This window comes from Chryseobacterium herbae (genome assembly GCF_025154075.1).
GTDB classification, from domain to species: Bacteria; Bacteroidota; Bacteroidia; order Flavobacteriales; family Weeksellaceae; genus Chryseobacterium; species Chryseobacterium herbae.
In genome coordinates this window covers 601,863-624,401 of record NZ_JAOAMU010000003.1, presented here as the reverse complement: position 1 = coordinate 624,401, position 22,539 = coordinate 601,863, and the positions used below count along the sequence as shown (strand labels likewise).

Sequence of the window (22,539 nt, the reverse complement as noted above, 5' to 3'; positions counted from 1 at the left end):
TTGTTGTTATGAATTTCATAAAAAATAATCTTGCCAATTTATTGACCCTTGCCAATTTATTTGCAGGCTGTGTAGGTGCGATACATCTTATTCTGGGCGATTACCAGACTACGGCCATCTGTATGATTCTTTCTTGCATTTTTGATTTCTTTGACGGGTTTGTAGCCCGCGCTGTAAAATCAAACTCCAATCTGGGACTTCAGCTGGATTCTCTGGCGGATATGGTGAGTTTCGGACTGATTCCCGGCCTTACCATGTATAAAGCTCTGGAACCGTTCGGAAACGAAATTTTAGGACTGCATCTTCCTTTTGACATCAGTTATATCGGTCTTCTCGCGACCATTTTCTCATGCTTAAGATTGGCCATTTTTAATCTTGATGAGGAGCAGCGTTATTATTTTAAAGGTTTGAATACGCCTACCAATACGGTATTGCTGTTTGGACTGTATTACGCCTTCAAAGAAACCGGATATTTTGGATTCTTATTTGACAATTCATTGTTTTTGATTGTATTGACGGTTGTCACGTCATGGCTTCTGATCAGCCCGATCAAAATGATGGCAATGAAATTCAAATCGAAAACGCTGCAGGATAATTACCCGAAAGTTATTTTATTAGTCGGAGGAATTGCTATTCTGATTATATTTCAGGTGGTAGGGATTCCTATGCTTGTTATTTATTATATATTAGTATCGCTGGTTTTTCAGAGACAGTTGAAGTAGAAATTAGAGGCTAGAAGTTAGAAATTAGTATATCAAATCAGCACATTATTTTAACCCATTTTCAAATTAAAGAAATGAATTTAAAACTCTATAAACCCCTTTGTGTTTTTGACCTTGAAACGACAGGAACAAATATCGGAAAAGACAAAATCGTAGAAATCTGTATTTTAAAAGTAAACCCGGATGCCTCCAGAGAAAGCAAAACCTGGCGCGTGAACCCGGAAATGCCTATTCCCAACGAATCCAGTCTGATCCATGGAATTTATGATGAAGATATAAAGGATGCTCCAACGTTCAGAGATATCGCTCCAAAGGTGATGGAAATGCTTGCAGGAAGTGATTTGGGAGGATTTAATTCCAACCGTTTTGATGTTCCGCTTTTGGCAGAAGAACTTTTGAGGGTAGAAATAGATTTTGACTTAAGTAAATTCAGACTGGTAGATGCACAGACTATTTTCCACAAAAAAGAACCAAGAAATCTGGGAGCTGCTTATCAGTTCTACTGTGGAAAGGTTCTGGAAAACGCTCACTCTGCAGAAGCTGATGTGATGGCAACTTTCGAGGTACTGGATGCACAGGTCGGAAAGTATGACGATATCCCGAATGAAATTGCGCCTTTAAGTGAGTTCACCTTCCATAATAAGAATGCTGACCTTGCGGGATTCATCGGATACAATGATAAAACGGAAGCTGTTTTCAACTTCGGAAAATATAAGGGACAGGTGGTAAAAGCTGTATTCCAAAAAGATTTAGGCTATTACGGATGGCTTCAGAATGCTGATTTTCCGTTGTATACGAAGAAAGTCTTCACCAAAATTCAACTATCAAGCAAGTTTTAATACATGTCAAATCTGGTCCGTTTTAAATTTTACGAAACAGCCCTTGAAGCCAACAGGGACAAACAGATCCTTGCCGAAAACGGAGTGAATGGTTTCATTGCGAACGAACAGCTGATCCAGTCTGACTGGCTGCTTTCACAGGCTGTGGGCGGCATTCAGCTTCAGGTTTTTGAAGATGATCTCGAAAAGGCGAAAAAGATTCTTCAGGATTATAATGATAACGAAGCGTATTCTCTGGAAGTAGAACATACGATCAACGATCCTGTATTTGATTTTGTATGCCCAAAATGTGGTTCAAATCATATTTACAGGGACGACAGAGCGACGAGCTTCTTTGGAATCTCCATTTTGTCCAGTCAGAAGTTTGTATGTTACTATTGTGGGAATGAGTTTACGCATTAAGATTTTTTTTAGCTAAACTTACACATGAAAAAAATTAAGAAGGTCTTTTTATTCATTTTAATTGGTATTGTTGCAATTCCGATTTTTATGGCAACCTATTATTTTATATCATGGAAACGCACTGAAATAGACGCTAACTTATCTAAAAATCCGATCTATAAAACTTTTGACCAACAAAAACAAAGAACAATTTTTGAGAGTGACTCGGAAAATGTGAAGTCTAATACTTTTAAAATAAAAGTAAAAAACCAGACCGGCGAAGAGTATTATGCATGTGCCATATATGATCAAAAATATAATCTGGAAATTGTTTTTAAAGCAGGAGACGGGTTCAGTGGCGGCGGTTATAAAATACAAAACCTTGGAAACAGATATAAGATCAATCATTATTCTTACACAGACAATCACTCTTCTCATACACCGGAAGAATACACTAAATTGCTTGAAAGTAAATTGATTTTAGATAAAAGTTCTTATAAAAAAGGAGACCCTATTTTCGGATATGTACGGTTTAAATTTCAGAACGGCTACGGTTTAGAAAAATATTTTGAAGAAGGAGAAGGTTTTTTTAAAGGAATTGTACAATAATAGATCACAGCTTCATTTCTTTCAATGATGAATGAAGCAAAACAAAATAACAAAAGAATTATGAAAATCATTTGTATTGGAAGAAACTACAGCGAGCATGCAAAAGAATTAGGAAACGAAATTCCTGAACAACCGGTTATTTTCATGAAACCTGACACAGCGGTTTTAAAGGGAAACGACTTCTACATTCCAGAATTTTCAGATGACGTACATTATGAGCTGGAAGTTGTTGTCAAGATTTCAAAAGGAGGAAAATACATTCAGAAAGATGTGGCGCACAAGCATTATGAGGAAATCAGCTTAGGAATAGATTTTACAGCAAGAGATCTTCAGAGCGAACTTAAATCCAAGGGGCTTCCATGGGAGCTTGCCAAAGGTTTTGACGGTTCAGCAGTAGTAGGGAATTTTTTCAACAAAGAAAGCTATGATCTGGAAGGACTTCAGTTTTCACTTCTGCAAAACAAAGAAAAAGTTCAGGATGGCAATACAAAAGATATGATCTTCAGTATTGATGATATCATTGCTTTTGCTTCCCAGTATTTTACGTTGAGAGTGGGAGACCTTATTTTTACTGGAACTCCAAAAGGCGTAGGAAAGGTGAATGAAAATGATATTCTGGAAGCTTATCTGAAAGATGATAAAATCCTTGATATCCGAATATTATAAAAAAAATAAACAGTGAAACGGCAACCCTAATTTTTTAAATTAAGACTGCCGTTTTTTATTTTTTAGGGATTACTTTTCAAATAATCACACAAACTGCTTTTTACAGAATCAATGAGTTCATATCTTTTTCTGTAGGATGCCCTTTTTTCTGATTTTACTTCATTGATATTTTTTCTGGAAGTTTCCGATGGTAATGCGTACCAATGATTTCCCAGATCCTGACCTCCCATTTCTTCCCAAAATTCGTTATACGAAAACTGTATGGTATGCAAAAGAGAAATGTGAATAAAATGTTTTTTGTTTTGGGCCTGACATTTTCCACCTATTGCATTAATGGATTTTATATCAAGTGTTTTGCAAAACTCCTGCAAAATTTCAATTAAAAAAGCTTTGGGTCTTATTCCATTCATCAGTTTCTGAGCTTCCTTTGTAACGTAGACTCCGTTTACAACAGGCCTCCCCTGAAGACAGCCAATCCTGCACAGCCATTCATTCTTCTCATTTTTTTCCACGGAGAAAGATAGGGAGGCTACATTGCCATCAAGATGATCAATGACCAGAGACAAAACCAATTCTCCTTCTTTTCTGTATCGGTCATTATAGCCAATCACCAGCTTTGCCGGCAGCCCGTTTTTTAAGGCAAATTTACATACTACATGATCTTCTCCAAAAATTATTTTTTCAATGTGCTCACCATATATAAAATCATAGGTATCACAAATGATTTTTATTCTTTGCTCGATGGAATAGCGAGTTGAAAGATAAACTTTGAATGGTTTCAAAAAAAGACGGGGCCTTTGAGAGAGGACTTCTTTGTAACGCTCTCTTTCTAAAATTTCAAACCAATATTTGGAAGATTTATAATTAATTAAAGTTAAAACAAAACTTTTATATTGCTGCTTACGTCTATACTTACGTCTCTCATTACTGAAGGCAGTTTCTGCAAACCTCCATGCTTTTCTACTAATCTTAAACATTAATTATAAATTCAATTATGAAACAAATTAAATCAAAATTAATACGTTAGTTAATGAATTTTTATTAAAAAAAAATTAAATTCACCCAACAGGGACTATTGCATCAGACAATACACAAAACACCTATCAATTCAATAATAAAAATGACAATTTAATAAACTATCAATGGTTAATAAGTGATTAAAATTCAATAAAACGAATATGAACAATAGCATCATTATCTTTTACCAAGATTGAGTTCCAAACCCATGTTGTAGAATTACAGCTTTGTTTATTCTAAAGATAGCTAACAAGGCAGTTTGCAATTAATATTATAAGTATTTAACATAACATTTCGGCAATTTTTCCTTACCTTTAAGATAACAAAATTAGAGGTCATGATAAATATTGTACTACCCGTAGATTTTGGGGACAAAACAGAACAGCTTGTAGACGGAGCCGTAAAATTTGCAAAACAGTTAAACGGCAGAGTCTTTCTGATTCACGTAGCGCCAACAGATATTGGTTTTGCTATCGGTGATATGGGATATCAATATTTTCCTGAAGTAGAAGCGAATGAGATCAGAGAGGAACTGGTACAGCTGAATAAGATTGAGCAGCGAATTATTGCACAGGATGTGGAGTGCGAGCACCTTTTAAAACAGGGAATCGCCAAGGATACCATTCTGGACTATGCCAAGGCTAAAAATGCAGATTATATCGTCATGGGATCCCACGGAAGAAGTGGAATTTATGATGTTTTTGTAGGAAGCTTAACGAAAGGACTTACAAAAGACTCCCCCGTTCCGGTACTGGTACTTCCCATCCACGACTAAAAAAAATTAAATTTAACTGTTAATAAAAAAACCGATCAGACCTAAGTCCGATCGGTTTTTTACTATATAACCAATTAATTAACCTTCTTTTTTATAGATCTTCGGATCGTAGTAAGGGTTCTTACCCTCAGTCGGAGAATAATAGTCTTTATCTTTATCACCACCAAGAGTTACCACCAATACATAGCACCAGTAAGTAAACAGTACGCAGCAAACGATAAATAAAATCCAGTTTAGAACATTTCCAAATGCATCAAAAAAACCGAAGGCCCATTTGAAAACTTTACTTAAGAATAACCAGAAAGACGTCATTATTTTCCTTTTTTAAATTAACTTTGTACAAATTTATAAAAAATGTTTAAATTACTTTCAAAAGAAAGCAATATTTTTTCAATTCCTGTTTATATTGGTTTTCTTCTATTAGTAGTTATAATATTTAACATACTGAATTTCAACACTTATGAAGCGATTATTGCCGGGGTAACTTTTCTGGGAATTGCTTTGGGATATTTTTGTTTTCACAACATTGCGCTGAATTATCAGACCCATCTGCCCTTATTCTTATACACATTTTTTATTTTCGGACTTTATCCCGGACATCTGGACATCGGAATTGCAGTTTCGCTGCTCACCAATTCTTTTCTTGTTCTGCTTCTTACGAGTGCGGATGAAGACATCAGAAAGAAGTCGTATGTTCTGGTAGGAGCCATCGTTGCTTTGAATTTCATTTTCCTTCCTACCACGTGGCCCATGGCCCTTTTCGTGATTGTTCACGTGATTGCCACTTCTCAAAAAATAAGTTTAAATCTCTTCAGATTTCTCTTAGGAACCATATTAATTGCATTCAGTTATTTCTCCATCATGTTTTTTTTCAGTTTTACCACATGGAATATAGATTATTTCCCGTTTGGAAAAATGAAACCTATGACGGATTATATAGATCTTTTTCCATTGATTCCTATTCTGCTGATGCTTATTTATGCCGTATACGACCACTTCACAAACTATAATAAGAAAAGCCCGATAAGCAGATATAAGTATACGTTTCTGCTTGTCTTTTCACTGGCTCAGCTGGTGACCATTATTCTGTACATGAATAAAAATTATGAGTATTTACTGCTTCTGGCATTTCCGTCAAGCATTATCCTAAGCAGGATGATGAGATTTTTGCCTAAATACTGGATGCGGGAGGTAAGCTTATGCCTTATCATTATAAGTTTGATTGCTTTTAAAGCAGGTACGTATTTTAATTTATTTTAAAGATTATGATTCAGATAGACGATAAATTGATTTCAGAGGATATATTTTCCGAAGAATTTGTTTGCAACCTTACGAAATGCAAAGGTGCATGCTGTGTGGAAGGAGATGTAGGAGCTCCGCTAGATAAGGATGAGCTTGATATTTTAGACAGTATTCTTGATAAAATAAAGCCCTATCTTACACAGGAAGGCATCAAAGCCCTTGAAGAACAGGGAACATGGACTACAGATCCGGAGGACGGAATGTATGTGACACCCATGGTAGAAGACCGCGAATGTGCTTATGTAACTTTCGACGAAAGAGGAATCACGAAATGTGGGATTGAAAAAGCGTATGAAGACGGTGCTATAGACTGGCAAAAACCGATTTCCTGCCACCTCTACCCGATTCGTGTTACAGAATATTCTACGTTCACAGCTCTGAACTACCACGAATGGAGTGTATGCAGCGATGCATGCGCTTTAGGAAAAGAACTACAGGTTCCTATTTATAAATTCCTGAAAACTCCACTGACCAGAAAGTACGGTGAAGCGTTCTACGGCGTTCTCAGTGAAGCTGCCGATGAATGGAAAAAAGCATATGGCTCTTAAACAATAAAAAACCGCAGATTATTCTGCGGTTTTTCTTTTATCAATTATTCTGAAAATATTATTTAACGACTGTTGCTCCTACTACTGCAGGTTTTGCATCAGCTTTTTTAGTATTTTCCCATCCGTCTTCCGGCATCAGGGTTGCGGTGATTTTTCCTTTGGCAAGGTATTTCTTAGCCACATCCTGAAGATCTTTTACGGTAAGCGCTTTTACTTTTTCCTGATAGTTCAGGATGTCATATTTGTCGCTGCCGTCTAACTGGTTTTTAGCAAGAGCATTCAGCCAGAACATATTATCCTTAAGTTCTGTTTTATTATCGTTGTATTCCCCTTCCTTGTACTTATCAAGGTCTTTTTGCTCAGGACCTTTGTCGATTAGTTTCTGAAGTTCAGTAATGGCACTTTTCGTCAATTTATCTGCATTTTCAGGTCCGCAAGGGAAACTGATGCTGAAATTATAAGTGCTGTAAGGAATCTTATTCATACTTCCTCTTGCTCCACCACCGTAGATTCCGCTTTCATCTTCTCTCAGTTTTTCGATCACTTTGATGGTCGCTACTTCTCCAAGTGCTGCAAGAGCCAGAGCTTCTTTTTCGTTGTAAGGTGTTTCTCCGCTGTAAGAGATCGTCACCATACTCTTAGGATCTTTTCCTTTTTTGTACACTTTCGAATGATCTCCGGTCAGCTGTCTGTAGCCTGTATCTTTGAACGTGGAAGTTTTTCCAGCTGTCGGAAGGCTTCCGATATACTGAAGCACCTGCTCTTTGAAAGTAGTCTCATCTATATTTCCAACGAAATAAAACTGGAAGTTTGCTGCATTGGCAAATTTCTCTTTATAGATATCGTACGCTTTTTTATAATCCGTATTGGCCCAGTCTTTCTCCATTGGGAATAGTCCTATGAATCTCGGGTTCTTCTGGTTCATGAATTTCGCATGCTCATTAGAGAAATAAGCCTGAGGATTAGATAACAGGTTATCCAGCATCGCAGACTGCTTTTCTTTATATGCATTGAATGCAGCAGGATTGTAATTTAATCCCGTAAAATAAGCATAGGTAAGCTCCATAGCCGTTCCTAGATCTTTCTGGGAAGTTCTTCCTGAAATTCCTTCAAAGTAAGGTCCTATCATTGGATTTACACTCACCTGCTTTCCTGCAAGATAATTGGTAAGATCCGCTTTTGACAATCCGCCTACTCCTGCTTCTGATAATGCTCCGAAAGCGAACTGAGTTTTGATAAAGTCAGCATCAGAGATCAGAGAGTTCCCTCCTAAGCTTCTTGCTGAAAACACGATTTCGTCATCTTTGAAATCCGTCTTTTTGAAAGTCACTTTAGCTCCATTGCTCAATGTCCAGGTTGTTGTTCCTAATTTCGCATCCGTTTCCGTTTTAGCAATTTTTCCTTCAGATTTGAAAGGTTTTATCAGGTTTTTGATCGCTGCTTTCTCTTCGTAAGGCTTAAGATCTGCCATTTTTACAGATTCAAAGGTGTTTAGAACCATTGCTTCTGTTGGCATTGTAACGTTATCCTTTTTAGGTCCCGTGATCACAATTACTCTGCTGTCATCCTTCACCATTTTCTTAATCACCTCATTGGTTTGAGCCAAGGTAACCTTAGGAAGGAATGTTTTCGTATCATCATATTCCCATGCAATTCCCGGCATTGGTTCCTGCTCCAGGAAGTTTCTCACATACTCGTCTACCAGCATATCACTTTCCGTCTTGTCACGGTTGTTGTAAGATCTTTCAAGGTTAGACAGCATCTGTGCTTTTGCTCTGTCAAGTTCAGTTTGTGTAAATCCGAATCTCTTCGCTCTTTCCACTTCTTCCAACAAAACTTTCAGAGCGTTCAGCTGATTTCCTTCTTTTACCATGGCAAATCCCTGGAAAGCCTCTTTGCTTCTTGCATACGTTCCTCCATGATACACAGATCCGAATGTAAAAGGTGGATTGTTTGAATTGATCAGTTCTTTCAGTCTGTTGTTCAACATCGTCGTAGAAAGACCTTCGACAATAGTCTGGTTGTACTGCTCAACAGTCACATCCGGCTTATAAGCATCAGCATCTTTCATAATGAACTGAACCATAGAATTGGTAGCATCCGGATCAGTTTCTATTGCTACTAATGTTTCTTTATGGTTAGGCAGATCAAATACTTTTCGCTCTCTCGGCTTGGATGGATTTTTATATTTGCTGAAATTGTCTTTAATTTTCTTTTCAACTTCATCTACGTTGATGTCTCCTACCACTACGATCGCCATAAGGTCCGGTCTGTACCAGTCCTGGTGGAATTTTCTGATCACATCCGGCTTGAAGTTTTCCAGAACGTCTTTTTTACCGATTGGAAGTCTGTCTGCGTATTGTGATTTGTATAATAATTTAGGAAGATATTTATCGGCCATTCTTTTATCTGCCCCAAGACCCAATCTCAGCTCTTCCAGAACAACACCTCTTTCTTTGTTGATCTGTGCATCAGAAAGTGTAGCGTTGAATGCCCAGTCTTCCATTACTTTCAGTCCTGCATCCAGATTTCCGGGTTTATCCAATGGAACGGGAAGCATATAAACGGTTTCGTCAAAGCTGGTGTAAGCATTAAGGTGCTGCCCGAATTTCACCCCGATAGACTGTAGAAAATCTACGAGTTTGTTGTCCGGGAAATTCTTGGTTCCGTTGAAGTTCATGTGCTCCATAAAGTGAGCTAAACCTCTCTGGTTTTCATCTTCAAGAATAGATCCGGCATTGATTGCCAGACGGAAATCTACTTTCTTTTCAGGTAATGTGTTTTTTTTGATGTAGTACTTCATTCCATTGGAAAGGGTACCGATTCTCACAGAAGCATCCACAGGGATATTCTGACCGAATACATTTGAGGACATCAGGAAGATGACCGCAAATGATGATAAAACTTTCTTCATATAATTTGAATTTATTTTCGTGCTAAAAGTATCAATTATTCACCACGTGAAGAAATGTTAAAATTCGCATTATAGTTAAATTTGAGTTAAAATTATTCAGGCAATAAAAAAGCCGGAAAATATCCGGCTTCTATCTTATAAAATGATTGTTTCTATTTAAAGTCTGCATCAGAAACCGGAGCATTTAAAACAACTTTTGTAGTTTTAATCGTCACTTTCTGGCCATTTCCATCAATATCTACTTCAGAAGGGAATTTTAATCCTTCTACTGTAGTGTAATTTTTCACGATAACATTTCCTTGTCCTACCGTAGATTTATATAAAAGTCCCGTAGCAGCATCAAAGTAAAATTTTCCTTTTTCTGAAGATAATACGTTATAATCTTTAGCGTCAACTTTCTCTACCGTAGCGGTCTGAAAGCTGGAAGCATTAAAGCCTAAAGCTTCAACTGTGGTTCCTTTTTTCAGCTCGGCAATATTCTCAGCAGGGAAATCTGTTTTCTGTCCTGCTCTATCTATATATCCTTTTTCACCGTCAAAAACCTGACTTATTGTCTGCCCCATTGCGGTTTGTACAGACTTAAATTTATTACCCATTTTCGTAGTGCTCATGGTGATATCCATCCCCTGAACGCTAAGGCTGTTATCAATAACTGTAGATTTTACGGCTTCCAGTTTAGCCTTACCTCCTAACGCTTTGAAATAATTGTCTATAACTTCTTTTGGGGTCAGCTTAGATTTCACGACTTCCGTCTTTGCGGGAGCTGCGCTGGTCTGCTGAGCTGCTGCCGGCACTGAAAACAATACGGCACAGAAAAACGGAATGATGATCTTTTTCATATCTATAATAAGTTTTAAAGTGTAAATATAGGAATAATGACCGCAACAAATAAAACAAAGGATATTTATCCCAATACATTATAATATCTGTAAGAATACATTAAGGTTTTTTAAGAGAATAGGCCTGTGAAAAGATGATGCGGAAGAGAGTGACAGGGGCCGAAAATTGGGATTTACTGAAAGGTAGAATTTCCTTTTGTGCCTTTGAGTAATCATGTCAAGGTTTGAACCTTGACATGATTAACAGAAACACTCAGATCCGGAGCTTCCAACTTTCTTACCCTCATTAAAACAAAAAGCTCTTATCCTTAATTTAGGTTAAATAAATAGAAACTCCTTTAAATCGGGCATAAAAAAACCTCCGGTTTCCCAGAGGTTTTCAAATATTTATATTGAAATAAATTATTTCTTAAGTTCTTCTAAAAACTCGTCGTGAGAGATTTTAGTTTCTTTTTTTCCTCCTTTTTCAAGGATTACATCTTTAAGTTTAGCCATAGCTACTTCAGAAGAAATTTGTCTTACCTGCTCCTGGTCTTTCAACATCTCAACAGCATATTTCTGGATTTCTTCATCACCTAAGTGGTGGATTCCGTAGATCGCCAATTGGTTTCTTACCAACTGCTCAGCCTGTGCCAATACATCAGCATAGTCTAATTTGATCTCGTTATCCGTCATTAATTTACCTTCAATGATCTGGTATCTTAATTGGCTTTTCTCAGCTTCAAGAATTTCTTTAGCCTGGTCTTCAGACTGGATATTCTGATTAGAGAATATTAACCATTTTACTAAGAAATTTTCAGGAAGTTTCACTTCTTCTTTTTCAGTAACCTGCTCCAATACTTTATTCACATAGTGAACGTCAGCATTTTGCTGGAAGTACTCATCCAATTCAGATTTTACTTTGTCTTTAAGCTCATCTTCAGATGTAATAGTTCCTTCTCCGTATACTTTGTCGAATAACTCCTGATTAAGTTCAGCTAAGTTCAATGCATAGAAATCTTTTACTTTAACTTCTACTTCAGCATGGTGTAAGTGCTCAACTTCTTCTTTAGTGAATCCTAATTCTTTAGCTAATTCTTCGTCAGAGGCAAGAGTTTCTTTAGATACTTTTACAGAACCGTCCATTTTCAAAGCTTTTACCAATTTGAAAGCTTCTTTGTTTTCAGCTGTAATGGTAGCATTCTTTGGGTGGTGGTGGTGCTCTCCTTCAGCATCTTCTTCTACAACCTGAGAAATCTCTAAAGCGATATAAGAATCTTTACCGATTTTATCCTGAGGAACCTGCTCCGCAAAACGTCTCTGCATGTTCTCAATGCTCTTCGTAATTTCTTTGTCAGAAGCCTCTACTTTATAATGAGGAGCTTCATATTTAGCTAAATCTATAGTGAATTCAGGCTCATATCCTACCTCGAAACCAACTTCAATTTGTTCAGCGTTGTAGTCCAATTGGTTTACTGGCTGAGGAACAGGCTGTCCAACTAATCTTAACTTGTTTTCGTTAACGTAGTTGTTCAATGCGTCAGAAACCTGTTTGTTGATTTCTTCGAATGCAATACCTGCTTCATATTGTTTTTTAACCATACTTAAAGGCACTTTCCCTTTTCTGAAACCAGGAACTTGCGCATTTTTAGCATAATTAATCAACTGCTTTTCTACTTTTTCTTTGTAGTCAGATTTTTCCAATGTCACTGTAAGTAATGCACTTACGTCATCATGGTTTTGTGCGGTAACCTTCATTATTGATTAAAATTTTAGGTTGCAAAAATATGAAAATTTTATGAGAATAACCTACTTCTAATCAATTCTTAGTCGTCAAATGTCTATAAATAAAAAACCACTGAAAATATCAGTGGTTTTTTGTTTATGTGAAGTATTCTAATTAACGTGAGTTCAGGATAAGACATTTCAGTTTTATCATGATGTAAGGAAGTCAGAAGCCCGAAGAGGGAAGTTATTGAAGTCCAAAGATTGAATTACAGGTATTTTTATTAATCTTTTTAAAACGACTTCAATACATTCAAATGAAATTGTTAAGTACTTATTGTCCAAAGTAACGTCCATCTTCCATCTTCCAAACTTCCCAAACTTAGATTAATTACTTAGATTATAAGTCGCTTCTGCATCTGTTTCTCCTCCAACTACACTTCCCCAGGCAGTTCCGGCCTTGGCATCATTTACACTTTGAGGCTCATGAATCAGGGTAAGTTTCAGGAATGGAGCCGTTCCTCCAACTGTTTGTGTCACATCCCATTTTGTTTTTAATCCTACTCTTTTTCCATCTTTTCTCAAGTCACCTCCATCCAATCTGGTCACGGTGATATTAGATTTTGGAAAGTCGAAAATAAGGAAATGTTCATCCTTAGCATCAATAATTTCCTGAGTAGCATCCTCGTTTCCGTTTCTGAATTTTGCTTCTACCGTATAAGACTTTCCGTCTTTCAATGGAATAGTAGGAATTCCTCCTGCTCCGATGCTGTAATTATATTCGATAGCCGTAGCTCCCGGAGTATCTTCTTTCACCAATAAAATGATATTGGTAAGCTCTTCCTGAGGAAGATCATCCTCTGCTACAGAACCGTCTCTCTGACAAGAAATAGCAGTAAAAGTGATTAATAAAACGGCTAGTAATCTGATGATATTTTTAGTATTGAATAATGTCTTCATTGTTAGAATTTTAAGTTTGTAAAATTTTAATGTAATATTTTTTCTGAATCCTTAGAATTTGTATCTAAAGTTTAATATAAAGTTTCTTCCTGCCTCATCCGCAAAGAACCTCAAACGGTTCAGATAATCTCTGTACGAAGTGTTGAAAAGATTATTCACGATAAGTCCTGCAGAAAGATTTTTGCTGATATTGATTCCCGTCTGGATATTCCAGAGTGAGTAACTGTTTGGCGGTGTGCTCAAATCAATGGTTTTATCCACCAATTCGCCATCCACATACACTTCAAGGTCAACATTTCGGATCGGGAATCTGGTTTGTTTTAAAAACGTTTGGTTTTCTATCGTAAAATAGAAGTTGTTCCATTTTTCCTTTTTAAACTGCAATGCGTTAGAAAAATTCGGTGGCATCATCAGGATTAAAGGCTCATTATCTGTATCATTCTGCCCGTGTACATAACTTCCTTTTCCTACATAGGTAAGGTCATCTGTAAGTTTCCAGTTGATGTCCAGGTCTACCCCATACATTTTGGCATCAATCTGCTGGTATTCCCATTCAGGAAAAACGCCTCTGATTGTTCCCTTAATTCCTACAGGAACCTGGTTGATAAAGTTTTTGGTAATGAAAAAGTATGGATTTACGGAAACATTCAGTCCTTTTAAAACATTAAATTTTGAATCTACCGTTAAATTAAACTGATGTCCCTCTTCATTTTTCAATCCCATATTTCCGGTCTCAATCACCCCTGCTGAATGGTGCAGTCCGTCTGAAAACAATTCTGCCACATTCGGAGATCTGCCCACTTTTGCATAATTAAATTTCAAATCAAAGCTGGAATTCGGACGGTACTCCAAACCTGCATTGAAAGAAACATTATTATAGTTAAGCTGAGGACGTGTCAAAATTCTGTTCTTGTCTTTCTTCACATAGAACTGTGGAAAAGTGTTGGCATATAATTTATCCCAATCAGCCTGATCATACCATTTGGTCACATCATAACGTGTGAAATCATATCTCGCCCCTGCTTCAAAATTAAATTCATGAGAGATTTTGTATTTAAACACAGAATAAACTCCAGCGGCATATTTATCATAATTAGGGATCAAACGTCTTGCTTCTGTGGCAGGATCTGAATAATTGTTTTGAAAACTGGCATCAATTCCTGTCTCCAGAGACCATTTTTCCCTTTCCAGTAAATCATTAAGGTTAAACTGGTGCGTCATCAGCTCCAGATCTAAAGAAGGTGTATTTTTCAATTCCCCTCTTCTGATATCATATTCCTGCCTGTGGTTGTACTGATAACTGTACGTCGCGGAAAGTTTTCCGATATTCTCAAATCTTTTAAACGCTGAAACTTTGGCAATATGATGCTCAATCACCTGTCTCGGGTTATCAATATCATAGCTGAATTTCCCTGAATAAACCGGAGGATTTGCCGTCATTGCTCTGTCATAATCCCCTGAACTGGAAACATGTGAGTCTCTCAAGATTCCAATATTCTGATTAGTCAGATAATAATCAAATGAAATTCCTCTTTCGTAGGTATTATTCTGAACCGTGAAATTAAAGGAGGAGAAATCCATTCCCGTATTCTTCAGGTTATAGTCCGGAGCGCTCTGATCTCCTAGTTTCTTGATACTTCCTCGGGTCTTTACTGCCCATCCATTTTTCCAGACCTTCGCCACATCTACATCCAATCCAAGTCCTCTGCCATTGGAAATTCCGGTAAGCCCAACTGAGCCTTTTATCGTATCTTTTTTAGGGAAAACCTCAGGTTCCAGCACCACGACTCCGCCTATGGCATCACTACCGTATTTCAGTGCGGAAGCTCCTTTTATCACATCGATATGCTGAAAATTGTTAATATCAACATTGGGAGCATGTTCCACCCCCCATTCCTGTTCTGCAAGCTTCACTCCATTATTGAAAATAGCAATTCTGCTTCCGTACAATCCGTGGATAATAGGTTTTGAGATATTATTTCCTGTCTTTAAAGTCGCAACCCCTGAAATTTTTGATAACAAATTACCAAGATTATCCGTAGAATTTCTCTCAATTTCAGATTTATCAAGGGTTTTGATGATTAAAGAACCGTTGGATTTATGGCTTCCATGGATGGTCACCGTCTCAATATCCTGGCTATGGTGCTCCAGTGTAATTACCAAGTGTAAATCCTGAGTAACTGCTATATTTTCAGTATAATCATTACAATCAGGATGTTTGGCAATGAGTATATATTTTCCCGCAGGAATTTTGTTAAATGTAAACTTACCCTTACTGTCTGTTTTCGCAGTGAATCCGCCGATGTTCACCACAGCATTTTCCAGCATGGTTTTATCGTGAAAATCGTGAACGGTTCCTTCCACCGAGTAAGTTTTTTGTGCACTTATCAATGCCAGTCCGCAAAAGACCAACATCAGACTATATATCAATTTCATTGTCTATAGATTGATTGTGTACCGTTTCAGGTACATTTTTTCGTAAAAAATTTATTAAAAGGGGTTATTTTAAATTGTAAAAATTACAATGTAAAATGTAGGAATGACTGATATGGTAAGTGATGAGATGTCAGATGTCAGATGTGAGATATCAGATTTCAGACGTGAGACTTTTGTTGTAATAAAGTTTCGGGATGCGAGATCCGGGATTCGAACTGGTAACTGTTAACCAGTAACCCAACTCTACACTCACATACTCTCAAACCCTCAAACTTAAAAACCCAAACCTCGTATCCCGAAAAACCCGAAATCTCGAACCTCGTATCCCGAATCCGCTCAACAAGAATGATATTCCATTTAAGACCTGCAGAGACTTCTGTCTTCCCTCTTTCATCTCCCAGCCTTAAACAACGAACTCAAAACTCGTATCCCGAACCTCGATAAACCAAAATCCGGAAACCCGAAATCCTCATCTATCAGCCATTAGCTTTAAACCCAAAGTACTGAACTTTAAAATGAATTAAAGCCCATAAAAATCTATGATTTATGAAACTGCGGGAGGCCCCCGAAGTTGAAAAGTGAATTTGGTCTGAGACCATATTTTTTCCTGGACGGCAATAACCTGTTCTACTTCGTACGAAAAATGATCGAAGGTAAAATGGTACTCGTCCGGAACTAATGTATTTCCTGTCGCTAAGAAATGACAAGCCAGACAGTCGCCCGGCTTTTCTTTAGCTGAAGATTTAGCTATTGTATTTTCTGTCTTTTTAAAATTGTAGTTCTTAAAATAATCGACAGCATCGTGATGGTGAAAACTTTGGGAAAACAGCGCAATGAAGTAAATCCCAAACAAAAGTTTGGAAATAAAATTCTTCAGATTTCTGCTTTCCTTAAAAATCATGCTTCAAAAGTATGAAAATAATTTAAGTTTTATTAAACACTGTGTAAAAACTATTCGATAGGTCGGTGAAAGTGATAGTTTGTTACAGGGGGAGAGTCAAAATGCTAGATTTCAGACATCAGACATCAGATTTCAGATAATAAAGTTTCGGGATACGTGTTTCGGGATTCGAGTAGTAACTTTCAACCAGCAACCAAAACCTCTATACTCTCAAACCCTAAAACTCTCAAACACTCCAACTCCAAAAACTCTTAGCTCAATTGAGACCCCAAATGCTCCCATTCCTGTAAAGCAACCTCTAACTCTTCCTTCGTTTTATTGTATTTTTCTAAAGTTTCTTCGGAAGGATTTTCTTTGGTGAATGAAGCTTCGTACTTTTCGATTTCTGCTTCAAGCTCGGAAATTCTTTCTTCTACTTTCTTTAGTTTATTCTGAATATTTTTTTGCTCCTTGCTTACGATAGTTGATGATTTTTCTTCAACTATCACTTCTTTCGGAGCCGGTTTTGGTTCAACTTTTACTTCGCTATGAAGTTTTGCTTTTTCAGCAGAGATCTCTCTAAGGGTTTCCTTTTGTCTGTATTCAAGGTATTCTCCAACACTTCCAAGGAATTCTTTCATTCTTCCGTCACGGAATTCGTAGATTTTATCACAAAGTCCGTCCAGGAATTCTCTGTCGTGAGAAATCACGATCAATGTTCCTTCGAAATTCTGTAAAGCCAGTTTGATAATTTCCTTAGACTGAATATCAAGGTGGTTGGTAGGCTCATCCATGATCAGCGTGTTGAATGGACGAAGCAACAGTTTACAAAGTGCCAGACGGTTTCTTTCTCCTCCGGAAAGTACTTTTGTTTTCTTGGAAACAGCTTCACCCTGGAAAAGGAAAGATCCTAATAAGTCTCTTACTCTTGGTCTCGTTTCTTCCGTTGCTGCATCTTCAGCTTCTTCTAAAACGGTTTTATTCGGAGTCAGTACTTCTTCCTGGTTTTGGGCGAAATATCCGATATTTACATTATGTCCTAAATTCCAGGTTCCTGTATGGTCTTTAATATCTCCGGCAAGGATTTTCGCTAAAGTGGTTTTACCCTGTCCGTTCTGTCCTAAAAGAGCAATTCTGTCTCCTCTCTGAACAATAAAGTCTACTTTATCGAAGATTTGCTTCTTCCCGTAGGCTTTTCCTAAATTTTCCGCTTCAAAAATAACTTTTCCGGGAACCATAGACTGTACGAAACGGATGTTGAATTTTGAAACGTCTTCATTATCCACTTCAATACGTTCGATTTTGTCTAATTTTTTGATCAATGACTGTGCGAAAGATGCTTTGGTAGCACTGGCACGGAACTTATTGATGTTGTCCTCCATCTGCTTGATCTCTGCATCCTGGTTCTTTTTCGCCCCGATCAGTTTCTCACGGCGCTCTTCACGCATCACCAGATATTTGGAATAGTTGGCTTTATAGTCGTCAACTTTTTTATTGTTAATGTCAAAAGTCCTGTTGCAGACAGCCGTCATAAACTGCTTATCGTGACTTACCAGAACAATGGCACCGGGATAATCTTTAAGGAAGTTTTCCAGCCAGATAATGGATTCCATATCCAGGTGGTTGGTAGGCTCATCGAGAAGCATGATGTCATTTTTCTGAAGCAGCAGTTTTGCCAGTTCAATTCTCATTCTCCAGCCTCCTGAAAATTCATCGGTGATTTTTTGGAAATCATCCGCTCTAAAACCTAAACCGAACAATACTTTCTCCATATCGCCTTCAAGATTGTAAGCGTCATGGTTCATCAGAAGGTCGTTAAGTTCTGTCATTTTATTGATCAGATCCGTGTAAGCATCACTTTCGTAGTCTGTTCTTACAGTCATTTGGTGATTCACGTCTTCCAGCTCGTTTTTCCAGGCGTTGATCTGCTCAAAAGCCTGCATGGTTTCTGCCCAGACTGTTCTTCCTTTTACGAAATCCAGATCCTGCTTCAGAAAACCGATGGTAGCACCTCCTTCGCGGACTACACTTCCTTCATAGAAATTAATTTCCCCGGAAAGCATTTTCAATAAAGTAGATTTCCCTGCTCCATTTTTTCCTACGAGACCTACTTTATCATCCTTTTTAATGGTGAAATTTGTATTTTGAAACAGATAGTTTCCTGAATGATGTAATCCTAAACCTTGAACCGAAAGCATTGTGTTAAATAAAAATTAGTGATGAGTAATGAATTTTCGGGTGCAAAAGTACGGAAAAAGAAATGAATAGCCCAGAAATAAAAACGGGCGCCTCCAGAGCACCGTTATTGGGTACAATAAAAGGGATGCCCTGCCAGACATCCCTTCGTAACCTAAATTTAAAACTGAAAAGTACTAACGTATTTATCTAATTCTGTTCTGCCGCTATGGATCTCATTTCGATCGTACGGCTCCAGATATCATTATTCGGGATATTGGTTCCATACAAAAAATCTGCTACAAAACTGTCTTCGGGAAGATGCAGTTCGGTAAGAAGTCTGGTATGAATTCCCCGGTCTATGGATGTACTGCTGGGTACATTCAGACCGTTATTGATAAGCTCTGCTTCCATTTTCTCCACGGTTTTATGATCCGTCGGATCCCTGTACGTTCCGTAATTGGCTGAAATATGGGTATAGTCTGCCAAAGCTGAATAATCATACTTCGGTTTCATATCCGGTGTAAAGCTTACGACATAGGCTGAAAGGGCTTTATAAAAATCCGAAAGGAATGGATCATCCGTAATCTCAAGACCTGACTGCGCAAGATCCGTATTAAATATTCCAGGCACGGCATTATTGGTTTCCTCCAGCATGATGCGTCCGTATACGAACGGAAGCGTGTTCAGCACGAGTTCTTTTGAAATATAAGCCTGCGAAAGAACAACTCCTTTCTCAATTTTAAAATCTGAAAGCAATGCATCCCAGATCTTATTTCCTTCAGCATCGGTTTTCGCGTTTCTTACATCTGAAACATAGTCATTAAGATCATTCACATTAATAAAATCTGTAGAAATATATACGGAATGTGCGGCCGGCAAATACCCTCCTCCTACATCGGCATGGGCTCCGGGAACAAAAACTTCTTTCCATACAGAACCGGCCGTTTCGGTTTTGGTATCCTGCATATTTTTTGAATTCTCAAAAAATCCGGTAAGCGGAAAAAAGAACCGACATTCATTGACTGCGCACATATGCAGTGCATTTTCAACTTCCTGCGGCAACCCCATATCATAGGTATTAAAAGGTTTGGATTCAACGGTATCAAAAACGCCCAGGAACTTTATAGTCACATTTACGGAAGGATATTTCGTCACAAGCTGGTTGCAAAATTCTCTTGCCAGCATGCTTCCCCTGCTGAATCCATAGACATAAAACTGGTACTCTATATTTTGATCTACAACAAGATTTTGCACATAAAGATCTGCTTTCTGCAACTTGTCATCAGAAGAATATCCCTGTGCATCCGGTGGATTGGAACATGTAGCCATCGCGAAATTACTGTCTTCGTCTCCTGTAACTGTTCCTATTCCTTCTACATATATTCTACTGTCTCCTTTAAGTAAGTTGAATAATTTAAAAATATTAGTGGGTGCTCCTTTGTAGCTTTCATTGTTGGATGAAGGTCTGACAGATGCTGTTGCATTGATCCCGTTATTTCCTGTTCCGTCAAAAAAAATTCCGACAGATCGTATTCTATCTTTTTCCATCGCTGTGTTTTGCTTTAATTATTAAAAGTTTTCCTCAACATCTTCATGATCTGATTCTGTTTTGATTTCCGTAAAAACTTATTTTTCAAATTAACGGAAGAAGGAAAAGCAATACTAGCGTGAAAAATACCAAATAAAAAATTCCGTATTTCTACGGAATCACATTTTATCTAGAGAATATATATTGTTCACAACGGCGTAGATAACAATACCTACTGTGTTCTTGGCTCCTATTTTTTCCAGGATCCGCTGGCGGTGGCTTTCTACCGTCCTGGGGCTGATGAAGAGCTTCTCCCCGATCTCATTATTGGTGTATTCCTGACAGATCAGTTTTACGACATCTTTTTCCCGCTCAGACAGTTCGTCTTCCATTTCAAAAAGAGATTTCTTCTTGGCAGAACTGTTCATATAGGTAAACAGCATCTGATGGTCTTCAGCGGTAAAGAAAACGCCATTTTTATACACCATCGTAATGGCATCGATAAATGTTTTCTTGTCCGAGTTTTTAGGGAGAAAAGCAGAAACGCCCAGCTTGACCATATATCCCAGAATGGAAGTTTTATAATGGGAAGAAAGGATGATAATTCTGAGCTCAGGATGTTTTTCTTTAAGAATTTCTACCAGTTCAAAGCCGTTCATAGGCTGCATCTGTACGTCTACCAGAGCGATATGCGGAAAATCGTCTTCCGAAAGACTTCCCAGTTTCTCAATAAAATCAGGGCCATTATTGGACGTAAGGCAAACGGAAATATTCTTTTCATTCGAAAGCAGCATTTTGACCCCTTCCAGGATCAGCTGTTCGTCATCAATTACGGCTATTTTGATTTGGGAGTTCATTGTTTTTTGGAATTATAATGATTAAACGGCTGCCTTTATTTAAAGTACTTTTCCATTTATGGACGGCATTCATGGATTTTATCCTGGATTCGATATTCTTGATTCCCATTCCTTTTTTCACGAGATCATAATCAAATCCCTGGCCGTTGTCTGAAATGATTACCGCCATATTCTTGGGATAATCTTTGATATAAATCCACAGATCCGTCGCTGTGGAATGTTTGATCACATTGGTTGTAAATTCCTGGATAATCCTGTACAACTGTACCTCCACAAAGATATCTTTTTTCTCATATCCGGGCATTACCTGCATAGAGATATTGATTTTGTGTGAAAGGTTAGCGATCAGTTCTTCTACATACAGAACAAATCCCACCGATTCAAGGTTGACTGGGTATAATGAATGGGAAATACTGCGGGCTGCATCAATAAGAGACGACATCTGTCCGTAAATATTTTTCTTGATCACCTCGTCGCCTTTGGTATCCAGGTTATTCATCCACAATGAAAGGATATTGAGACGGTTTCCTATATCATCATGAATCATCACCGCGATTCTTTTTCTCTCTTCTTCCTGTGCTTTGATGTTTTCAAGTACCAATTTTTTCTGGTGAAGGACTTCTGCCTGATGCTGAACATTTTTCTCTTTTATGATCCGGCTGATAAAAGACCGGTAGGCAATGAGAATAAAGGATACGATAACTGCTATGGTAACAATTATAAGGATCAGCAGGCTAATATTTAAGGTTACTTCTTTAATTTGATGAAGGTATATAAAAATGAACAGTATAAAATGCTTGACAGAATATTATTCGCACTTAGAATAATATAATAGTCATTTTCTGACAGGTTCGCGATCTGGTGCTGAATAATAAAAATAAAGACCGAAACGGAATAATAGAAAAAAATACATGCATCTACGAGAAGGAAACGGTTCTGTGTAGAAGCATCTTTGATCTCCCGGATCAGGGCAATCCCCGAAAGGCAGATGATTATAATATTGGAAATTACTTTGACAATATCACTGTTGAAAGGATAATTAAATATATACTTTGATACCATAAATCCTGCAGCAAGCAGTGCTGTGATACCCAGAAAACACTTCGGAATCTCCAGTTTCCTGATAAACAAGGCGGTAACCAGGAAAAATTCCCCGGCTATGTACAGAGGATACAGAAAAGAGGTATCATTAAGATTGAACACATAAGGCAGAACCAGGTTCAGCAGTTCTATAAAAAAAAGAAAAGCAATACAGTGAAAATATTGCTTCTCTTTATTATTCAGTATACGGTATTTTGCTGCTCCCAAAAGTATGATGGACAGAAGCAGACCATAGTTTAGGAATAAAATTACTTTAAAAAAATCTGTCATTCCTATCTATACT

At 37.6% G+C, this 22,539-nt stretch carries 21 protein-coding genes; 8 read left to right on the top strand and 13 right to left on the bottom strand.

From position 1 onward, the window contains the following. Positions 1–8: 8 nt before the first annotated feature. The 5 genes from N0B48_RS12840 (at position 9) to N0B48_RS12820 (ending at position 3,217) form a co-directional block, all read left to right on the top strand. Positions 9–722 (top strand): CDP-alcohol phosphatidyltransferase family protein, encoded by a 714-nt coding sequence (locus N0B48_RS12840; protein ID WP_259839190.1) that lies wholly within the window; start codon positions 9–11, stop codon positions 720–722. Between the two features lie 74 nt (positions 723–796). Beyond that, entirely contained in the window at positions 797–1,561 is a 765-nt protein-coding gene (locus tag N0B48_RS12835) for a 3'-5' exonuclease (protein WP_259839189.1), read from the top strand. A 3-nt stretch (positions 1,562–1,564) separates the two neighbouring features. Beyond that, positions 1,565–1,963, top strand: coding sequence for a putative signal transducing protein (locus N0B48_RS12830; protein ID WP_259839188.1), 399 nt, complete (start codon positions 1,565–1,567; stop codon positions 1,961–1,963). A gap of 24 nt (positions 1,964–1,987) precedes the next feature. Further along, positions 1,988–2,551 carry a hypothetical protein gene (locus tag N0B48_RS12825; RefSeq protein ID WP_259839187.1) on the top strand — a complete coding sequence of 188 codons (564 nt, stop codon included), beginning with the start codon at positions 1,988–1,990 and terminating at the stop codon, positions 2,549–2,551. A gap of 60 nt (positions 2,552–2,611) precedes the next feature. Further along, a complete protein-coding gene (locus N0B48_RS12820) occupies positions 2,612–3,217 on the top strand; it encodes a fumarylacetoacetate hydrolase family protein (protein ID WP_259839186.1) in 606 nt (201 codons plus the stop codon). A gap of 62 nt (positions 3,218–3,279) precedes the next feature. On the opposite strand, the gene N0B48_RS12815 is transcribed toward N0B48_RS12820, so the two are convergent. Then, on the bottom strand, positions 3,280–4,194 hold the full coding sequence (locus N0B48_RS12815) for a DUF535 family protein (protein ID WP_259839185.1): 915 nt from the start codon (positions 4,192–4,194) through the stop codon (positions 3,280–3,282). A gap of 377 nt (positions 4,195–4,571) precedes the next feature. On the opposite strand from N0B48_RS12815, the gene N0B48_RS12810 reads away from it, so the two are divergent. After that, entirely contained in the window at positions 4,572–5,009 is a 438-nt protein-coding gene (locus N0B48_RS12810) for a universal stress protein (RefSeq protein WP_259839184.1), read from the top strand. A gap of 78 nt (positions 5,010–5,087) precedes the next feature. On the opposite strand, the gene N0B48_RS12805 is transcribed toward N0B48_RS12810, so the two are convergent. Further along, positions 5,088–5,321: a DUF6341 family protein gene (locus tag N0B48_RS12805; protein ID WP_034731512.1), complete on the bottom strand. Its 234-nt coding sequence runs from the start codon at positions 5,319–5,321 to the stop codon at positions 5,088–5,090. Between the two features lie 42 nt (positions 5,322–5,363). Here N0B48_RS12805 and N0B48_RS12800 point away from each other — a divergent pair, with 42 nt between their 5' ends. Both N0B48_RS12800 and N0B48_RS12795 read left to right on the top strand, forming a co-directional pair. Continuing rightward, entirely contained in the window at positions 5,364–6,269 is a 906-nt protein-coding gene (locus N0B48_RS12800; RefSeq protein ID WP_259839183.1) for a DUF6427 family protein, read from the top strand. 5 nt (positions 6,270–6,274) lie between these two features. Continuing rightward, positions 6,275–6,859 (top strand): DUF3109 family protein, encoded by a 585-nt coding sequence (locus tag N0B48_RS12795; RefSeq protein WP_259839182.1) that lies wholly within the window; start codon positions 6,275–6,277, stop codon positions 6,857–6,859. A gap of 58 nt (positions 6,860–6,917) precedes the next feature. Here the strand turns inward: N0B48_RS12795 and N0B48_RS12790 are convergent, their stop codons facing one another. The 11 genes from N0B48_RS12790 to N0B48_RS12740 all read right to left on the bottom strand — a co-directional run bounded on the left by N0B48_RS12790 (position 6,918) and on the right by N0B48_RS12740 (position 22,526). Further along, positions 6,918–9,773 (bottom strand): M16 family metallopeptidase, encoded by a 2,856-nt coding sequence (locus N0B48_RS12790; RefSeq protein ID WP_259839181.1) that lies wholly within the window; start codon positions 9,771–9,773, stop codon positions 6,918–6,920. A gap of 152 nt (positions 9,774–9,925) precedes the next feature. Further along, positions 9,926–10,612: a hypothetical protein gene (locus tag N0B48_RS12785; protein WP_259839180.1), complete on the bottom strand. Its 687-nt coding sequence runs from the start codon at positions 10,610–10,612 to the stop codon at positions 9,926–9,928. Between the two features lie 402 nt (positions 10,613–11,014). Beyond that, entirely contained in the window at positions 11,015–12,349 is a 1,335-nt protein-coding gene (locus N0B48_RS12780) for a trigger factor (RefSeq protein ID WP_259839179.1), read from the bottom strand. A 354-nt stretch (positions 12,350–12,703) separates the two neighbouring features. Beyond that, entirely contained in the window at positions 12,704–13,276 is a 573-nt protein-coding gene (locus N0B48_RS12775; RefSeq protein WP_259839178.1) for a hypothetical protein, read from the bottom strand. A gap of 51 nt (positions 13,277–13,327) precedes the next feature. Beyond that, on the bottom strand, positions 13,328–15,712 hold the full coding sequence (locus tag N0B48_RS12770) for a TonB-dependent receptor (RefSeq protein WP_259839177.1): 2,385 nt from the start codon (positions 15,710–15,712) through the stop codon (positions 13,328–13,330). 544 nt (positions 15,713–16,256) lie between these two features. Beyond that, the gene (locus tag N0B48_RS12765; RefSeq protein ID WP_259839176.1) at positions 16,257–16,613 is read right to left on the bottom strand and encodes a hypothetical protein; all 357 of its coding nucleotides are present in this window, start codon (positions 16,611–16,613) and stop codon (positions 16,257–16,259) included. A 251-nt stretch (positions 16,614–16,864) separates the two neighbouring features. Further along, positions 16,865–18,790 carry an ABC-F family ATP-binding cassette domain-containing protein gene (locus N0B48_RS12760; protein ID WP_259839175.1) on the bottom strand — a complete coding sequence of 642 codons (1,926 nt, stop codon included), beginning with the start codon at positions 18,788–18,790 and terminating at the stop codon, positions 16,865–16,867. A 187-nt stretch (positions 18,791–18,977) separates the two neighbouring features. Then, the gene (locus tag N0B48_RS12755) at positions 18,978–20,318 is read right to left on the bottom strand and encodes a T6SS phospholipase effector Tle1-like catalytic domain-containing protein (RefSeq protein WP_259839174.1); all 1,341 of its coding nucleotides are present in this window, start codon (positions 20,316–20,318) and stop codon (positions 18,978–18,980) included. Positions 20,319–20,477: 159 nt separating this feature from the next. Next, on the bottom strand, positions 20,478–21,155 hold the full coding sequence (locus N0B48_RS12750) for a response regulator transcription factor (protein WP_259839173.1): 678 nt from the start codon (positions 21,153–21,155) through the stop codon (positions 20,478–20,480). Beyond that, positions 21,124–21,756: a sensor histidine kinase gene (locus N0B48_RS12745; RefSeq protein WP_259839172.1), complete on the bottom strand. Its 633-nt coding sequence runs from the start codon at positions 21,754–21,756 to the stop codon at positions 21,124–21,126. The genes N0B48_RS12750 and N0B48_RS12745 overlap by 32 nt, the downstream gene beginning before the upstream one ends. Positions 21,757–21,902: 146 nt before the next feature. After that, positions 21,903–22,526 (bottom strand): hypothetical protein, encoded by a 624-nt coding sequence (locus tag N0B48_RS12740; protein ID WP_259839171.1) that lies wholly within the window; start codon positions 22,524–22,526, stop codon positions 21,903–21,905. Between the last annotated feature and the right edge of the window lie 13 nt (positions 22,527–22,539).

Bases quoted from the DNA above. Each gene is read 5' to 3' on its own strand.
- N0B48_RS12840 (WP_259839190.1), top strand. From the start codon at position 9: ATGAATTTCATAAAAAATAATCTTGCCAATTTATTGACCCTTGCCAAT.
- N0B48_RS12835 (WP_259839189.1), top strand. From the start codon at position 797: ATGAATTTAAAACTCTATAAACCCCTTTGTGTTTTTGACCTTGAAACG.
- N0B48_RS12830 (WP_259839188.1), top strand. From the start codon at position 1,565: ATGTCAAATCTGGTCCGTTTTAAATTTTACGAAACAGCCCTTGAAGCC.
- N0B48_RS12825 (WP_259839187.1), top strand. From the start codon at position 1,988: ATGAAAAAAATTAAGAAGGTCTTTTTATTCATTTTAATTGGTATTGTT.
- N0B48_RS12820 (WP_259839186.1), top strand. From the start codon at position 2,612: ATGAAAATCATTTGTATTGGAAGAAACTACAGCGAGCATGCAAAAGAA.
- N0B48_RS12815 (WP_259839185.1), bottom strand. From the start codon at position 4,194: ATGTTTAAGATTAGTAGAAAAGCATGGAGGTTTGCAGAAACTGCCTTC.
- N0B48_RS12810 (WP_259839184.1), top strand. From the start codon at position 4,572: ATGATAAATATTGTACTACCCGTAGATTTTGGGGACAAAACAGAACAG.
- N0B48_RS12805 (WP_034731512.1), bottom strand. From the start codon at position 5,321: ATGACGTCTTTCTGGTTATTCTTAAGTAAAGTTTTCAAATGGGCCTTC.
- N0B48_RS12800 (WP_259839183.1), top strand. From the start codon at position 5,364: ATGTTTAAATTACTTTCAAAAGAAAGCAATATTTTTTCAATTCCTGTT.
- N0B48_RS12795 (WP_259839182.1), top strand. From the start codon at position 6,275: ATGATTCAGATAGACGATAAATTGATTTCAGAGGATATATTTTCCGAA.
- N0B48_RS12790 (WP_259839181.1), bottom strand. From the start codon at position 9,773: ATGAAGAAAGTTTTATCATCATTTGCGGTCATCTTCCTGATGTCCTCA.
- N0B48_RS12785 (WP_259839180.1), bottom strand. From the start codon at position 10,612: ATGAAAAAGATCATCATTCCGTTTTTCTGTGCCGTATTGTTTTCAGTG.
- N0B48_RS12780 (WP_259839179.1), bottom strand. From the start codon at position 12,349: ATGAAGGTTACCGCACAAAACCATGATGACGTAAGTGCATTACTTACA.
- N0B48_RS12775 (WP_259839178.1), bottom strand. From the start codon at position 13,276: ATGAAGACATTATTCAATACTAAAAATATCATCAGATTACTAGCCGTT.
- N0B48_RS12770 (WP_259839177.1), bottom strand. From the start codon at position 15,712: ATGAAATTGATATATAGTCTGATGTTGGTCTTTTGCGGACTGGCATTG.
- N0B48_RS12765 (WP_259839176.1), bottom strand. From the start codon at position 16,613: ATGATTTTTAAGGAAAGCAGAAATCTGAAGAATTTTATTTCCAAACTT.
- N0B48_RS12760 (WP_259839175.1), bottom strand. From the start codon at position 18,790: ATGCTTTCGGTTCAAGGTTTAGGATTACATCATTCAGGAAACTATCTG.
- N0B48_RS12755 (WP_259839174.1), bottom strand. From the start codon at position 20,318: ATGGAAAAAGATAGAATACGATCTGTCGGAATTTTTTTTGACGGAACA.
- N0B48_RS12750 (WP_259839173.1), bottom strand. From the start codon at position 21,155: ATGAACTCCCAAATCAAAATAGCCGTAATTGATGACGAACAGCTGATC.
- N0B48_RS12740 (WP_259839171.1), bottom strand. From the start codon at position 22,526: ATGACAGATTTTTTTAAAGTAATTTTATTCCTAAACTATGGTCTGCTT.